The 15970-nt window shown below is 42.1% G+C and carries 18 protein-coding genes; 13 read left to right on the top strand and 5 right to left on the bottom strand.

Going from position 1 to position 15970, the window contains the following annotated elements; translation table 11 throughout:
- Nucleotides 1–218: 218 nt before the first annotated feature.
- From OCV72_RS16640 to OCV72_RS08810, 11 genes are all read left to right on the top strand, one after another.
- Nucleotides 219–1370, top strand: coding sequence for a GGDEF domain-containing protein (locus OCV72_RS16640; protein WP_155515222.1), 1152 nt, complete (start codon nt 219–221; stop codon nt 1368–1370).
- A 159-nt stretch (nt 1371–1529) separates the two neighbouring features.
- Complete coding sequence (locus OCV72_RS08855; protein WP_055283276.1) at nt 1530–2225, top strand: GGDEF domain-containing protein; 696 nt, start codon at nt 1530–1532, stop codon at nt 2223–2225.
- An 18-nt stretch (nt 2226–2243) separates the two neighbouring features.
- Nucleotides 2244–2843 carry an RNA polymerase sigma factor gene (locus tag OCV72_RS08850; RefSeq protein ID WP_055283273.1) on the top strand — a complete coding sequence of 200 codons (600 nt, stop codon included), beginning with the start codon at nt 2244–2246 and terminating at the stop codon, nt 2841–2843.
- Entirely contained in the window at nt 2836–3585 is a 750-nt protein-coding gene (locus OCV72_RS08845) for a hypothetical protein (protein WP_055283270.1), read from the top strand. The genes OCV72_RS08850 and OCV72_RS08845 overlap by 8 nt, the downstream gene beginning before the upstream one ends.
- Before the next feature lie 35 nt (nt 3586–3620).
- Entirely contained in the window at nt 3621–4547 is a 927-nt protein-coding gene (locus OCV72_RS08840; protein ID WP_055283268.1) for a transglutaminase-like domain-containing protein, read from the top strand.
- A gap of 64 nt (nt 4548–4611) precedes the next feature.
- The gene (locus OCV72_RS08835) at nt 4612–5661 is read left to right on the top strand and encodes a type II secretion system F family protein (RefSeq protein ID WP_055283266.1); all 1050 of its coding nucleotides are present in this window, start codon (nt 4612–4614) and stop codon (nt 5659–5661) included.
- A gap of 15 nt (nt 5662–5676) precedes the next feature.
- Nucleotides 5677–6015 (top strand): sigma factor regulator N-terminal domain-containing protein, encoded by a 339-nt coding sequence (locus OCV72_RS08830; protein WP_028086577.1) that lies wholly within the window; start codon nt 5677–5679, stop codon nt 6013–6015.
- Nucleotides 6012–6497, top strand: a complete 486-nt coding sequence (locus OCV72_RS08825; RefSeq protein WP_055283264.1) for a DUF4860 domain-containing protein — start codon at nt 6012–6014, stop codon at nt 6495–6497. Before OCV72_RS08830 ends, OCV72_RS08825 begins: the two co-directional genes overlap by 4 nt.
- Complete coding sequence (locus tag OCV72_RS08820) at nt 6494–6922, top strand: type IV pilus modification PilV family protein (RefSeq protein WP_055283262.1); 429 nt, start codon at nt 6494–6496, stop codon at nt 6920–6922. Before OCV72_RS08825 ends, OCV72_RS08820 begins: the two co-directional genes overlap by 4 nt.
- Nucleotides 6915–7418, top strand: coding sequence for a hypothetical protein (locus OCV72_RS08815; RefSeq protein ID WP_055283260.1), 504 nt, complete (start codon nt 6915–6917; stop codon nt 7416–7418). The genes OCV72_RS08820 and OCV72_RS08815 overlap by 8 nt, the downstream gene beginning before the upstream one ends.
- A gap of 32 nt (nt 7419–7450) precedes the next feature.
- Nucleotides 7451–8506, top strand: coding sequence for a type IV pilus twitching motility protein PilT (locus OCV72_RS08810; RefSeq protein ID WP_055283258.1), 1056 nt, complete (start codon nt 7451–7453; stop codon nt 8504–8506).
- 4 nt (nt 8507–8510) lie between these two features.
- On the opposite strand, the gene OCV72_RS08805 is transcribed toward OCV72_RS08810, so the two are convergent.
- The 5 genes from OCV72_RS08805 to OCV72_RS08785 all read right to left on the bottom strand — a co-directional run bounded on the left by OCV72_RS08805 (nt 8511) and on the right by OCV72_RS08785 (nt 13133).
- A complete protein-coding gene (locus OCV72_RS08805; protein WP_055283255.1) occupies nt 8511–8867 on the bottom strand; it encodes an Hpt domain-containing protein in 357 nt (118 codons plus the stop codon).
- 124 nt (nt 8868–8991) lie between these two features.
- Nucleotides 8992–9567, bottom strand: coding sequence for a DUF4230 domain-containing protein (locus tag OCV72_RS08800; RefSeq protein WP_055283253.1), 576 nt, complete (start codon nt 9565–9567; stop codon nt 8992–8994).
- Nucleotides 9568–9580: 13 nt separating this feature from the next.
- On the bottom strand, nt 9581–10453 hold the full coding sequence (locus OCV72_RS08795) for a YitT family protein (protein WP_055283250.1): 873 nt from the start codon (nt 10451–10453) through the stop codon (nt 9581–9583).
- A gap of 17 nt (nt 10454–10470) precedes the next feature.
- Nucleotides 10471–12489: an ATP-binding protein gene (locus OCV72_RS08790; protein WP_055283248.1), complete on the bottom strand. Its 2019-nt coding sequence runs from the start codon at nt 12487–12489 to the stop codon at nt 10471–10473.
- A 173-nt stretch (nt 12490–12662) separates the two neighbouring features.
- Nucleotides 12663–13133, bottom strand: coding sequence for a pyridoxamine 5'-phosphate oxidase family protein (locus OCV72_RS08785; RefSeq protein WP_055283246.1), 471 nt, complete (start codon nt 13131–13133; stop codon nt 12663–12665).
- Nucleotides 13134–13455: 322 nt separating this feature from the next.
- On the opposite strand from OCV72_RS08785, the gene OCV72_RS08780 reads away from it, so the two are divergent.
- Together OCV72_RS08780 and melB are read left to right on the top strand one after the other, a co-directional pair.
- The gene (locus OCV72_RS08780) at nt 13456–14373 is read left to right on the top strand and encodes an AraC family transcriptional regulator (RefSeq protein WP_055283244.1); all 918 of its coding nucleotides are present in this window, start codon (nt 13456–13458) and stop codon (nt 14371–14373) included.
- A gap of 176 nt (nt 14374–14549) precedes the next feature.
- On the top strand, nt 14550–15968 hold the full coding sequence (gene melB, locus OCV72_RS08775; RefSeq protein WP_055283242.1) for a melibiose:sodium transporter MelB: 1419 nt from the start codon (nt 14550–14552) through the stop codon (nt 15966–15968).
- Nucleotides 15969–15970 lie beyond the last annotated feature (2 nt).

The following is a 15970-nucleotide window of genomic DNA, read 5'->3' as shown; positions in this document are numbered from 1 at the left end:
CACGCGTTCTCTATTATAATCCTTTTCCCCGGTTAACTCAACAAAAAAGAACGGCCGCCCCTTTTCCCTGCCTTAATGTTCAGAAAAAATGAAGCAGTCTTCGTGTAAATCACTAAGTGATTTTTACCAGCTTTCACGTAAAAGGTATGAATAATCCAGGATATGTATTGTTTTGAAGGAAACACGGAGATATAATAAAAAAACATGGTGATAGGAAGGTGATAGAAATAATAGTTATAGAAGAAATATTGATAGCAAACGGCTTGACTGTGCTAATGATGTGGTTTCTTTTGCTTTGCAGACGGAAAAACAGAGAAAGTCTCCATGAGGAAGACAAACTATATGACGGAATGGCAATAGTGAACTTAGCGGGGGCATTGTCTGAGACAATTGCTTTTCTGGTAGATGGGAATCAATTTACCGGCTGTAGACAGATCAATTATATCTCCAACAGCATATGTTTTATAGGTACCGTCAGCATAGGTCTGCTTTGGTGTCTGTATGTAGAATTACGCATTTACCGGAATTATAAGAGAATATTCAAAAAAGTAAGAGTTGTAATGTTTCCTTGGATCGTAGAAGTAATTATGGTTTTATGTAATCTGCCCGGAACAGGGATTATGTTTAAAATATCTAAGGAGAATGTATATCAGCGAACTGCCGGTTCACTGGTAGGATATATCTCACTTATATTATATTTTGCTTACAGCATCTATCTGGTGTATCATTCCAAAAAACAGGGAGTTAATGTGAATTTCTTTCCCGTGATATATTTCGTCGGTCCCTGTTTTGCAGGCGTGCTTATCCAGTTCCTTTTTTACGGAATCACATCGTCATGGGTGTTAGTTGCGATCGCATTGATATTTGTGCAGATGCAGACATATGCCGAGAATTTATATATGGATGAACTTTCCGGATTATATAATCGGAGATATCTTAATGCAGTACTTTCTGAAAGGAAATTTATGAAATGTAAATCTTTATATGGAATCATGATGGATGTAAACGCCTTTAAATATATTAATGATAATTTTGGTCATAGTATGGGAGATAAGGCTATCTGTACGTTGGGAAATATACTTTTTAGATCTATACCAGCTGCCGGTATGGCAATCCGCTATGCGGGAGATGAGTTTATTGTATTACTGTCAGGTGTTGAGGAAGAAAGTGTCCTGGCCACAATGAAAGAGATTCATAATAACCTATCCCGTTTCAATGAATCCGGGATAGAACCATTCACTCTAAGCGTTTCCATGGGATATGCAGAATTTGGATCTGAAGATGATGCCGAAGTGTTCCTGATGCATATGGATGAAAAAATGTATGAGGAAAAGCGGAAATATCATTTGTTAAAGAAATCAGATAATTGATAACATAAACCCGGATTATTCACAGCAGACATGAATAATCCGGGTTTATGTTATTCTTTATTTATCAAAACGGCTAGTTTATGTTATACTGAAATTGTTCATACAGATCTATACCACAGATATGAAAATATCCATTTTTGAAAAAGAAGCAGGGAAGTTATGAAAAAATTCAATATTTTTAAAATTGTACAATTGTCTTTACTGATTTTGATAACGTTGATCAGTGTATATCTTTTGATGCAGCCGGAAGTGAAGCAGTATATCTTTGCATCAACTCCCGCAACGATACTGTTCATCATTATCTGGATCGTATTACTTGCAAGTTATGTATTTCTTCTGATTGATTTCAGTATCCTTTCATCGGTCAAATTAAACTATCACAATTTATACGGCGTTGCATATTCCGATCCATTGTCCGGTATCCCGAACCGTTTCAGCTGTGATACGATCATTGAAAAGTATTATGACACAACGCTTCCTGACAATCTGACATGTGTGATGATAGATCTTTCCAATCTTTCGTCCGTGAACAAACTTTATGATCATGCGACCGGAAATATGTTATTAAAAGATTTTTCCAATATCCTGTCTGCCTCCGCGCTGTCCCTTTGTTTTGTGGGACGTAACGGCGGCAATAAATTTCTTGCAATCTTTGAAAATTGCACAGATGACCAGTTGAATACTTTCCTCGCCCGGATTGCCGACCGTGTTAAGCAGCACAACCAGTCACCTTCTGCCATTTCCATTGAATATCGGATCGGTATTGCAAAGAACAGCGAAGAACACCTTGCTGAAATTACCCAGTTGATTGCTCTTGCCTATAATAGAATTTCCGATGAAACAATCGCGCACTAACCAAGGAGGTACTGTTCTATGGATGAATTAGATTATAACTATCTCGCCGAACTTGTTCTCAAGACTCAGCGCGGTGATAGTGAGGCTTTTGCAGAACTTTATACCGCCACATATCAGAAGCAGTACCGTTTTACCTATCGTTATGCAAAGGATGCTTATCTCGCACAGGATATTCTTCAGGATGTATACATTCTGGTGCTGAAAAATATCAACACCCTGAAGAATCCCCGGCTCTTCGTCTCCTGGCTGAACCAGATTACATTCCGCACCTGTTTTGATGTATGTCAGAAGAACAGCCGTCATGAAGAAGAGCTTAACCATGTTACGGAGATGACGCAGGAAAAGGATCCGCATCTGCAGCCGGATTCCATGACACACAATCCGGAAAAGCAGCTCATGGATCATTTCGACCACCCCGTACTCATGGCTTCTGTTCTCGAATTACCACCGCAATATGCACAGGCACTTATTATGCGTTATTTCAACGATATGAGTATCGATGAGATTGCCGATGCCATGAACTGCAGCCACAGCACGATCAAACGTCGACTTGTAAAAGGCAAAAAACTACTTGAGAAACTGCTGAAAAATAAGATGGGAGGCGATTGGTTTGAATAAAAACGCCACCCTTGTATTTCATCCGGATAATTCTTCTTTGAACAACACAGAACATACTGACATTCCTGAACTGGATACACAGACAGCGAACCAATTGCTGGATAATGTATTTGCCGCATGCGATATGGAACCCAGCGTAGTCCCGGTCGAAGTCCTGGAATCCTGGGGAAATTATAAAAAGCACGGCTTCAATCTCGGACGGACTCTGGCATACATTTTCCTGATCGTCCTGATCCTGCTTCCGCTTATGTTCTTCCGGCCATCGATCATCGCAGAACGAACGGATGTCAAATCCGCTTCGGATGCCATATATAGTATTCATATCAAGACACTGCTTCCTTTACATTCCGTAAGTGCCACCATAAACGGGACTCCGGTCCGGCTTCAGGAAGAGGGTTCAAAGGAATTCAAGGCTGCGATTTCCGATAACGGAACACTGAAGATCAAAGCAGTCTCTTTCAACGGACAGGTGGCCGCCAGGTTCTACAAGGTCCGTCATCTCGACAAAGAAAAGCCGGTTCTTAAGGATTCTTATTCCAAAGACGGTTATATCTACCTGGAAGTTATGGATACCTATTCCGGTATCGACTATCCGAATATCGGCGGATACGCACCGGATCACTTTGACACAAAAACCGGAATGATTGTATATCCGGTTCCGGACGCACCTGTAACCGTTACGATTCCGGATAACGCCGGAAACGAGCTGGTACTTCTGCTCTCACCGGTCGATAATAATTAACAGACAATTTATAAATACACAGGAGGATTGCAGATATGAAATACAGATTACATTTATCCTATTTACTTATCGCCATATTCTGCCTTCTTCTTGGGGGTTGTTCCGGCAGTTCTTCCGCATCCCGGAAGGAACACTCCGGTCCCCCCAGAGATTCAACGCCCAAAGTGTTAACCCCGTCAGCTGACGGGGTTACCGTTTATCAGAATGATTTTGCTTCCATTGATACATCGAATACTTCGCAGGGCTATGTTATGGTGAAATACAATGGAACAAATGAAAAAGTAAAGCTTCAGATCACATGTCCCGATCAGAGTTGTTATACTTACCTGATCAGCGACCGCGGAGCATATGATACATTCCCGCTGACAGCCGGAAATGGCTCCTATGCCTTACAGGTTCTGGAAAATGTCGCAGGTGACACTTATACCGTCTCACTTGCCCAATCCATCAACGTCAGCATCGAAGATGAATTCCTTCCTTTCCTGTATCCGAATCAATATGTGAACTTCCATACAGATTCGAAGGCTGTCTCCAAAGGCAGCGATCTTGCAAAAGACACCTACAGTGATCTGGATGTTGTACAGAACATTTACAATTATGTGATTAAAAACATTTCTTACGACACAGAAAAAGCGCAGAACGTATCTTACGGATATGTCCCGGATATTGATGATACGCTTTCTTCCAAAAAAGGGATATGCTTTGACTATGCGGCACTTATGACAAGCATGCTGCGGTCACAGAATATTCCGACCAAACTGGAAGTCGGTTACTCCGGAAATGCCTACCATGCCTGGATCAGCACATATATTGATGACAAAGGCTGGGTAGATGATATCATCCAGTTCAACGGGGATACCTGGCAGATCATGGATCCAACCCTTGCCGCAACCAACGACAGTGCCGCTGTTAAGAAATATGTCGGCGACGGCAGTCATTATATTGTAAAATATACGTATTAATCCCACCATGAAATATGTAGTATTCTATATGGCCATATATGATGGGATATGAAAGGAGACTTTTATGGCAGACAAAACATTCACTCCACTTTCCAATACAGAGATTGCCGCTTTCTGTTCCCAGACCGCCATGATCTTAAGATCCGGTATCTCTTCCATCGAGGGGATCTCGATCATGCTGGAAGATTCACAGAATGCAGGCGAGAAGGAATTACTCTCTGCGGTCAATGATACACTTATGCAGACCGGAAGCCTGACACAGGCACTGGAAGATACACGCGCTTATCCGGACTACATGATCTCTATGGTCCGGATCGGTGAGCAGACCGGCCGCCTGGATGATGTTATGGATTCCCTGTCCGTCTATTATGAGAAAGAGGATTCTCTGGCAGAATCCATCAAGAGTGCGGTTACTTATCCGCTGATCATGATCGTCATGATGCTGCTTGTCATCCTGCTCCTGATCATGAAAGTAATGCCGGTCTTCAATCAGGTATTTATCCAGCTCGGAAGCAGTATGTCCGGCATTTCCCTTGTGATCCTGAATATCGGACAGTTCCTGAACCGTCATATTGCAGTCTTTCTTCTGATTCTTGCCGTACTGACAGGAATGATTTTCTACATATGCTTTTCGAAAAAGCGGTCTCAGAACTTCCAGTCTTTCTTTGGAAAGTTTAAGAATTCCAGACAGTTATATGAGAAGATCTCTGCCCGCCGCTTCGCCAGCGGTATGGCACTTACGTTAAGCAGCGGTCTTCCGCCGGAAGAATGTCTGAACCTTACTATGGATCTGATCGATGACCATGCATTCCGTACCAGGCTGGAAAAATGCCGGGAAGAGCTTTCATCCGGAAATGATTTCAGTGAAGTACTTTTGAGCAATCACATATTCTCCGGACTTTACGCCAGACTGGTGTCCATCGGCGGACGTACCGGTTCCATGGAAGAGATCATGCAGAAGATCGCAGATCAATATGATGAAGATATTGATGTAAGGATGGCCGGAATGATCGCTGCGATCGAACCGACACTCGTCATCATCTTATCCGTGATCGTCGGCATTATCTTATTGTCCGTAATGCTTCCGCTGGTCAGCATTATGGCAGGATTATAGAAGGAGTGGATGCACATGCAGCGTTTTATAAGAGAACGTAAAACTTCATATCTGCGTAATGTTATCATCTCTGTTCTTATCTTCCTGCTGATCTTTGCCGGATTTGGCTGCGGGCTGACTGCCATGAACAAAAAGATGGATCAGGAGGAGATGCAGACTCTTCAGAATGCCATAACCCGGAGTGTAACCACCTGTTATACCCTGGAAGGGAGCTATCCGCAGAGTCTTGGCTACCTGAAAAAACATTACGGACTTCATTATGATGAGAATAAATATTTTGTAGACTATCAGCCGCTCGGTGCCAATATCATGCCCGACATTACCATTATCAGGAAGGAGGCGGATCACCGTTGAGATTCCAAAGACAGAAAAATCATGTCATTGACCTGTTATTCCCGATCGCTGTCCTCTTCGTATTTGCCATTTCTTCCTTCCTTGTGCTGGTCCTGTCTGCCCATATATACAGTTCGCAGACACAGAAAATGAATACCGGCTACACCGTCCACACATCTCTTGCCTACGTGGCGGAAAAGATACGTCAGAACGATTCTGACGGCGGTATATCAGCCGGGACTTTTCAGGGACAGGAATGTCTTGTACTAAAGGGTGGTTCCGGTGATATCCGCTACACCACTTATATCTATTCTTACAAAGGTAAATTAAAGGAACTGACTCTCCGGGACGGCACGGATGCTTCCCCTTCGGATGGCAAAGATATCCTGGCAGTCGCAGACTTCTCTGTCAGCGAGATCAGACCCGGACTTTTCAGATTCACATCCACAGATACGGATGGAACGACTGCTTCTGTCACGATATCAGAAAGGAGCCGCCAATGAAACGAACTTCCAACAGCCGCTCTTCTCTGTTTCTGATCGAACTGATCATTGCCATTCTGTTCTTCTCACTGGTAAGTGCTGTCTGTCTGAGAGCATTTGCACGGTCACACATCCTGACAGAGAATGCCCGTGACCTGAACGCAGCTCTTATGCATGTAGAGAGCACTGCGGAACTTCTAAGAGCAGGAGAATCTGTAGAGGCACAGACTTTCTACTCTTCTTCCTGGGATACCTGTGAAGAGAAGAAGGCCGCTTATATGATAACTGTAAAAGAAAAGGACGCATCCGATGAAGATAGCGGTACGGATGGCCTGACAACTTACCGGATCACCGCAAGGCAGCTTAACAACAGAAGAAAGATCTATTCTTTGAACGTTACCTGCCATACACCATACAGCATAAAGGAGGCTGCCGGTCATGAATAAACGAAAATTTCCTGTTACGAATATCGGCTCTGTATCGCTTCTGATGATATTCATCGTGCTCTGTATGGTTACACTTGCAGCGTTATCATTGTCTACCGCTTCCGGCAGCTATCGGTCTGCACAGACACTTGCCGGTCACACAACCGCTTATTACAGGGCATCCAACAAAGCAGAGAAAAAGCTTGCAGAGACAGAGAAGATCCTGCAGGCATGCTATCATTCCACTTCCGATGCAGACAGCTATTATCAACAGGTGCGTCAACAGCTTGGAATCACCGGCAGCGACGGATCCCTGATCTATTCTTTTCAGACAGCTGTCAACAAGTCACAGGAACTGGAAGTCCGGATCCAGATCACCTATCCGGACAGTTCCGCTACAGCCGGGTCTGACCGGGAAGATTCAGATACTGCTTCTGCATTCTATAAGATCACCTGTTGGAAAATGACTTCTACAAGTGACTGGAATGCCGACAATTCCATTCAATTAATACAATAATGATAAAGACTATATGATATCAGGAGGCATTTATGAATACCACAGAATTACTTGAAAAGGCTGTCAGCGCCGGAGCATCCGACATCTTTGTCGTAGCCGGGCGGCCGGTCTCTATGCGCATACATGGTGATATCCGGATGGAAGACAATACCCGTCTCCTCCCGGATGACACCCGGCGGATCATCGAACATATCTATGAGCTTGCCGGACATCGTGACATCGGCATACTGGAAGACACAGGAGACGATGATTTCTCTTTTGCGGTTCCGGGTCTCTCACGGTTCCGCGTCAGCGCATTCAAACAAAGAGGCTCCCTGTCCGTCGTGATCCGTATTATTTCCTTTACTTTGCCGGATCCTGCCGCATTCGGTATCCCGGAAAAGATCATTCGTTTTGCAGATTTCTCCAAAGGAATGGTACTGGTCACAGGACCTGCCGGAAGCGGGAAATCCACTACCCTCGCGTGCATCATCGACCATATCAATAAAAACTATGACAAGCACATCATCACACTGGAGGATCCTCTGGAATTCCTTCACCGACACAACCGGAGTATCGTAAGCCAGCGTGAGATCAATGTTGATACCGAGAATTATGTCACGGCACTGCGTGCTTCCCTGCGCCAGAGTCCGGATGTGATCCTTCTGGGCGAAATGCGTGATTACGAGACGATGCAGGTAGCCATGACTGCTGCCGAGACCGGTCATCTGTTATTCTCAACACTACATACGATCGGTGCTGCCAACACGATCGACCGTATCATCGACGTCTTCCCTCCAAATCAGCAGAGACAGATCGCAGTACAGCTTTCCATGGTCCTGCAGGCAGTGGTATCCCAGCAGCTGGTACCGACCACAGACGGTGGTATCACCCCTGCATTCGAGATTATGATCGTCAATCCTGCGATCCGCAATATGATCCGTGATAACAAGATCCCGCAGATCGACGGTCTCATCTATTCCTCTGCGGGAAATGATCTGGTCTCTATGGATTCCAGTCTTCTTTCACTTTATAAAAACGGACGCATTACTGCTGACACGGCACTTGCTTATGCATCCAATCCGGAAATGTTAAAAAAGAAGCTGTAGGAGATTACTCCTGCAGCTTCTTAATTTCTTCAATTGTTGCCTCATATTCTTTTGTTACTTTTTCCATTGCTTCCGGTATCCCCGGCTTCTCTCCAGTCCGGTCTCTCAAAAGTTCTGTAAGCTCACTGCTCACTTCATACAGACGGTCAAAGGAAAGATTCTGACATACCCCTTTCAGTGTGTGTGCACCACGAAAAGCTTCTTCGTAATTGTTATCCCCCAAAGCCTGCTTTAACAGTGGATAACTCTGATCTTCAAGGAACTTTAATGTGAATTTCCGGATCAGTGCTTCACTGCGAAGGCGTCTTAAGACATCTTCATAGTTTCCTCCAATCGCTTCATAGCATTCCTGTATTGTCATTTTTTATCTCCTGTCTATATAAGATTTCTTTATTGTAGCACATTCTTTTGCAGAAATTAATGGTTTTCGACATTCTTCACACAATCTCTACATTCTTTTACACAACATATCCGTCATTTCCGGTCTAATTCTGGAAAGACACGATCACTTCTTTTCCATTCGATACATTTTCGAACATGCCCTTGATCACTTTCTTGGCGTTCTTGTCTGCATTTTCAAGAAATCCGTATTCATCCGATCCGGCTTTTTCCTTTGCTTTCTTCTCAGCCTCTGCGACAAGTTCCATAACTGCCTCTTTATCGATACTCATAATCGCAAAATTCGTATCATATATCTTCAGATCACTGGATTTGATCTTAATAGAATCCTCATTGACCGTGCAGTGCGGAATAGATATCTGGATCTTGTCGTCTGTCTCCTTTATGACAGCTTTCTGTACATCCAGTCCCGCAGTCACTGTCGTCTTGTATTGTACGAGAAATCTGTTCTTGTTGATCAGCGGGATCTCTCCCTTTGTGCTCCTGAATACATCCGAGATGATCATCTTCTGTGTCGTCAGCTCCGCTGCATCCTCCAGCGTCGTCTCAAGCGGTATGCTCTCTTCTTTCGGACCGGTAATATGCTTATATATGGCTATCGAACCGATGCTGATCGCAATGGCAAGAACTGCCGCAATGATTATTTTAGCTTTTGTCTTCATATGTTTTCCTCCGTTAAAATGATTTAACTTTCGGCCGGTAGCGCATATCGGATACCGTGTATACGGTTACGAATGCCTCCGGATCTTTTTTACTGACATAATTCATCAGTTTCTGATATTCGTTCTTATCTACGATTGTAATGATCTCTCTGTATTTCTGCATATTGTAAGCACCCATTGCCTCGTAGAACGTTGCCCCGCTGTGCAGCTCATGTAAAATAAACTGGCGCACCTCTTCTTCATATTTTGTAATGATACAGACACGTCTCTTTACATTCTGTCCAAAGATAAAATGATCCAGCACAATACCGTTAAAGTATGTACCAAGCACACTCAGTACAACCGCTTTTTTATCATAGATCAATGCGGAAGAAAGTGCCACACACATTCCTGAGATGGACATCGCTTTTCCCAGTTCGACATGAAGATATTTATTCATGATCTTTGCCACGATATCCAGTCCGCCGGACGACGCATTCATATTAAATAAGATGCTGAGTCCGAAGCTTACAACCAGAATATAACATAACACATCCAGTTCCGTACTATTTGTCAACGATTCAAAATCCGGAAATACATGTTCAAATACTGCCAGATACAGTGGCAGCAAAATACTTGTATATACCGTCTTCGCCCCAAATTCTTTCCCACAGGTTATAAATCCGATCAGCAGTAAGACCACATTCAGTATCATCGTAACCGTTGATACATGTAACGGTACATAATGCGCAATAATGATCGCCAGCGCAGATACGCTGCTGATCGAGGTCTGGCTCGGAATCAGGAAGAAATACACGGCCGCAGCGATGATCCCCACTGCTATCGTCATGACGGCAATTTCTTTTAGATTGTCCGGTGTGACAACCTGTTTTTTTTCTTTGTTCATTTTTTTATTCCCCACTTTTATAAATATTTCATCATCGTTGGCGCAAGAATATTCATATCAACAGGCTTGGCAACGTGATCATTCATCCCGACAGAAAGCGCCTTCTGTCTGTCTTCTGCAAAGGCATTGGCAGTCATAGCTATGATCGGGATCATCGCTTTTTTATCATCCTTCATCTTCCGGATGGTTAATGTCGTATCGAACCCATTCATAACCGGCATCTGAATATCCATAAGGATCATCTTGTAATAGTCCGCATCTGCCTTTTCAATCATGCTGATACATGCAACTCCGTCAGTTGCAACTTCGACAATACACCCTTCTTCTTTCAACAGTTCTGTCGCGATCTCCGCATTGATCTCATTGTCTTCGACCAGCAGGACCCGGACGCCTTTTAGCGACTTCTTACTTCGTGGATTCTGATTTTTCTTCTCTAAAGCTTCTTCTTTTGATGCTTTTTTGCAAGGGATCGTCACTGTAAAAGTGGATCCCTCACCAAGTTTACTTTCCACCTCTATCGTACCACCCATCAGATCCACAAGCTTTTTCACGATTCCCATGCCGATGCCGCTGCCCTCAATATGGGTAATCGTAGAAGTCCGCTCTCTTTCGAACGCTTCAAAGATATGTTTTTGGAACTCTTCTGCCATACCAATTCCATTATCGGTAATACTGATGATCATATCGCACCAGTCTTCCTTCTCACAAGGTCTCTGTGCAACCTTACAGGATATTGTACCGCCCGCATTTGTATACTTGACCGCATTACTTATGATGTTGATGCAGACTTCCGATAAATGTGGTTCATCCACATATACATACGGATACAGGATCTGTTCTGTCATACACAGAGTCTGATTCTTACTTTCTGCCTGTTGCTGGAACATTGTAACACAATTCGTAAAGTCTTCCCGGACATCCGACACGGCATACTGCATTTCGACCTTGTTATTTTCAATTCTTGCAAGATCCAGGACATTACTGAGTAACGATAAAAGTTTTTCCCCGCATACCTGAATGTTATCGATATATCTGCCAAGTTTTTCTGTGTCTTCCAGATGTCTGGATGCCAGATCCGCATAACCAATGATCGCATTCATAGGCGTTCTGATGTCATGGGACATATTGAAAAGAAATGCGGATTTGGCTTTACTTGCAACTTCCGCATTTAATTTAGCTTCCCGCAGTTCTTCCTCCTGCCTCAATTCCCGCAGTTTTTCATCTGTCACATCCCGGTTTGCAAGCAGCACCGATGTAATATTTCCGTCTTTATCATAGTTCTGTGGAACGATCATGGCAAGGAACCATTTCCCATCCTTTTTTTTGAATTCAAAAGACATGGACTCTTTATTACGAAGCCGTGCGGCCATGGTCTGTGTATCAAAAAAATCTATGTACTTTTGTACAAACGGTTCTGCTATCACATCTTTGATGACCTCAAACTGCGAATCCCAGTCTGCGCTTTTTTTCGAAATGCCCAGCTCCATTTTCCGGGACCTTTTCACAAGTTCGATCTTCTTTGTCTTTAAATCCAGACGTGAGATGTGATAATAAGCAGTCCCTAATGCACTAATTGCCCGGTGCGCCTCTTCCACCTGTTTTCCCAGCGTAACCGGGAATTCTTCCCCTGTCATCTGGTCTCTGTCCGGTACTGACTGATGCAGATGCTTAACCAGCCATTTCCCGTTCACCTTTTTATAGATAATGCTAAACCGTGTGTCCATCTCAAAACAGACGGATCCATCTTCAAATAAACCGGTAAAGACTACCGATCCATACGCAAGGACCTGGTCATCACCAAGCTCTGCTTCTTCCTGCTGTAAATCTCTTATTTTAAGTCTGATTTTTCCTCTTTGTTTTACATCGAATTTATATGATTCCTGAAATTCATGCAGATTCCTGAAAAACTCATGCTTTCCTGTTCCGATTATACTACTGTTATCATCAAAGAAGTTTTCAAAGCCTATATCATCTACGGATTCCGTGTCGATATAAAATTTTAAAAGCTGCTCTGTAAGTCGTTTAAAATCATCCATAACCAATCCCTCTCATCCCGTATATCTTGAACAACTTTTTGTTTTTCCAGTTTTCTTGTTTACTTCATTTTAACATAATATCGCAGCACTGGGGACGCTTTTTATGTAATGCACGAATACAAATATAATACAGGCTAATCACCGGTGGAAGCAATAATGCCGAAAACTAAAATTTATTTTACACACGCTTTTGCCGTATACGAATCTACATTTATTTCAATTACACATACCGCATTTACCATTTTTTCATTAATTTCGTGTTCCTCTCCGGTTTGCTCTCTCATAAGAATGCGCAGTGCCGCGCACTTATCCGCTGCATTCTGGAGGATTTTTGCTTTCCCTCGGCACATGACACTCGCATATTCAGCACCATATTTGCATGGAACATCTGCTTCTATAAGTTTTTCTCCGTAATCAATTTCCACAAAAACACTGTTATTTTTCCGAATGCAATCCAGTTTATGCCCCACTTTCGCACTATGAACATAAAATGTTAGTTTCCCGCCGTTTATCTGATAACCGTAATGAAGCGGCACAACATATGGGTATTCATCATCTAATACCCCCAGATGTAAATACTTTGCACTCGACAATATTTTTTCAATCTTGTGTATATCTGTGATTTCTCTATCTTTTCTTCTCATATTATTCCTTCCTTATAATCACATGTCAGTTCTACAATCAGAATTTGCCATTTCACTTATTACTATTTTTTATTTGAAAACTAATTTTATTTTACATCCTTATTTCTTTGCATACAAGAAAAAACACATTGTCTTTTTTGGGGAAACTTATAAAGGAAGAGGCACCATTTAATACTTGGTTTGAAAACTGATGGAAGAATAACACGATACTGTGATAGAATAAGGAAAACGGTTAAACTAACTATTGCTGAGTGAGCAACAGCAAAAGTAAGCATGACTGGAAAGTGCTTGTGATCTTAGGGATTAAGAGAGGATACAGATTATGGAAGATTCTTACGTATTACAACTGTTGAAACCAAAGTTTAAAGATTTTCATTTGTGTTTCTGCGGGTTTGCAGAATGCAAGCCATTACATAGCTACGGGCCAGCCGCAAGACCCAATTATATTTTGCATTATGTAATGAAGGGCAAAGGTATCTATCAGGTCGGCGAAACGAAGTATCAGCTGAAAGAAGGGCAAGCCTTTCTGATCGAGCCGGAAAGCCTTACCTTTTATCAGGCAGATAAAACGGACCCATGGTCTTACCTTTGGGTAGGATTTGGTGGTACGGAAGCACAGAGATTTGTCAGAGATCTTGGACTGAACAGTCGTCAGCTTACATGCGAGTGTGAATATGGAGAAGAACTGAAAGAAATTGTATTTGAAATGCTTCATCATACATGTTCAACTGCAGAAAATCTTTACTATCTCCAGGGGAAGCTCTATCAGTTTTTCTCAGTACTGGCTCGCGGGATTGAAATTCAGCAATATTCGAATGATACAAAAGAAAGCATACATGTGCAGGAGGCAATTTCCTATATAAAGAATTACTATTCACAGAAAATCACAGTGGAAGATATAGCAAATTATTTGGCACTAAATCGAAGCTATTTATATACAATATTTATGAACAGTCTCGGAATCTCTCCAAAAGATTTTTTGACGGAATTTCGAATTTCCAGAGGAAAGGAGCAGCTCGCACTTACAGATCTGTCTGTGGAGGAGATTGCAGTTTCCTGTGGCTATCGTAATTCCCTTGCTTTCGGTAAAGTATTTAAGCAGAAAATGGGAATAACGCCGACCCAATATCGTAACGACAACAGAAAGGATGCCCGAAAACGATTGATCTGTGTACAAAATGAACTGAAAGAATATAAGAAGCATAAAACAATTTATGTGGGAGACATTGAAAAAGAATAGACAAAATGTTTTAAAAAACATCCAATACCTAACATTTGGGATATAACCCTTAACAAAAAGGTATAACGGATGTTTTTTTTGTACGCTATACTTGTATCAACAAACATAAGGAACACGTGCACAGGTTTCTTCACTCAAATAAAAAATAAACAAAGGAGTATTAGAGGAGGAGAATCATGGGAAATCAAAAAGAAACTCAGAAAAATCCGCAATATAAATATGCGTCTACAAGAGAAAAATTATGTTTTGGAATTGGGGCAATCGGTAAAGACGCGATTTGCAATTTAGTAGGAGCATTTTTAATGCTTTATTTTACAGATACATTGTATCTGGCACCGGCATTTGTCGGCGTACTGTTTTTTGTGGCAAGAATATGGGATGCGATCAATGACCCGATGATGGGTATGATTGTTGACAATACACATACACGTTTTGGTAAATTCAGAATCTGGCTTGTAATCGGAACATTGGTAAATTCAGTTGTATTTGTTTTGCTATTCCACAGTTTTAACCTGTCAGGAACAGCATTGTACGTATATGTATCCGTTATGTATATCTTATATGGAATGACTTATACGATCATGGATGTCCCTTACTGGTCATGGCTTCCGAACTTGACAAATGATCCGCACGAACGTGAAAAAGTATCCGTAATTCCAAGATTTTTCGCAAGTCTTGCAGGATTTTCAGTAGCAACATTTGGGCTTTACATCATCAACTACCTGAACAAAGTTGCAGGCGAGAGCAATCTCTACGCAGAAAAAGGATATACACTTTTCGCAATCATTATCGCAGTTATTTTCATCGTTACAATCGGCATTACTGTATTTAATGTAAAAGAGGAATCAACATTAGGTATATCAGCAGAAAAGACAAGTCTGAAACAGGCATTTCAGGTAATTGTAAAAAATGATCAGCTGCTTGCATTTATCGGATTACTTTTGACATTTAACCTTTGTACACAGATTGCAAAAAGCTTTGCTGTATATTATTTCAAATGTGTATGCCATGATGAATATCTGTATTCTATTTTTGGATTTGCGATTATTGCTGAGATGGCGGGACTTTTATGCTTCCCGAAAATTGCAGAAAAAATTAGCCGTGAAAAAGTATACGCATTTGCATGCGGACTTCCGATTGTTGGATTTGTACTGCTCGGTGCAGCAGGATATGTAGCACCACAGAGCAAGGTGTTAGTTATTGTATGTTGTGCATTACTTTTCTTCGGCTCAGGTCTTTCACTTGGAGTAACAACATGCTGTATGGCAGATGTTATCGACTATGGAGAAGTGAAGTTTGGTGTACGAAATGAAAGCGTAACATGTTCTGCACAGACATTCCTTATGAAGGCAGCCATGGCAGCAGCAGGTGGATTAACAGGAATTGGTCTTCAGATTGTAGGATACAACGCAAAAGCGGTAACGCAGAGCACAGCAACCGTAATGGGTATTCGCGTGTTAATGATTGTAATTCCAATCATTCTTGCATTTGCTAGCTTTGGTATTTACAAAAAATACTACATTTTAAAAGGTGAGAAGATGGAAGAAATCACAAGAAAAGTAAATGAAATGCATGCGAAAAAGCAGACAGCTTAAGA

Origin of the sequence: Dorea amylophila (genome assembly GCF_025567265.1) — a bacterium.
In the GTDB taxonomy this organism is placed as follows: domain Bacteria; phylum Bacillota; class Clostridia; order Lachnospirales; family Lachnospiraceae; genus Dorea_A; species Dorea_A amylophila.
This window is presented reverse-complemented; position numbering and strand designations above follow the sequence as displayed.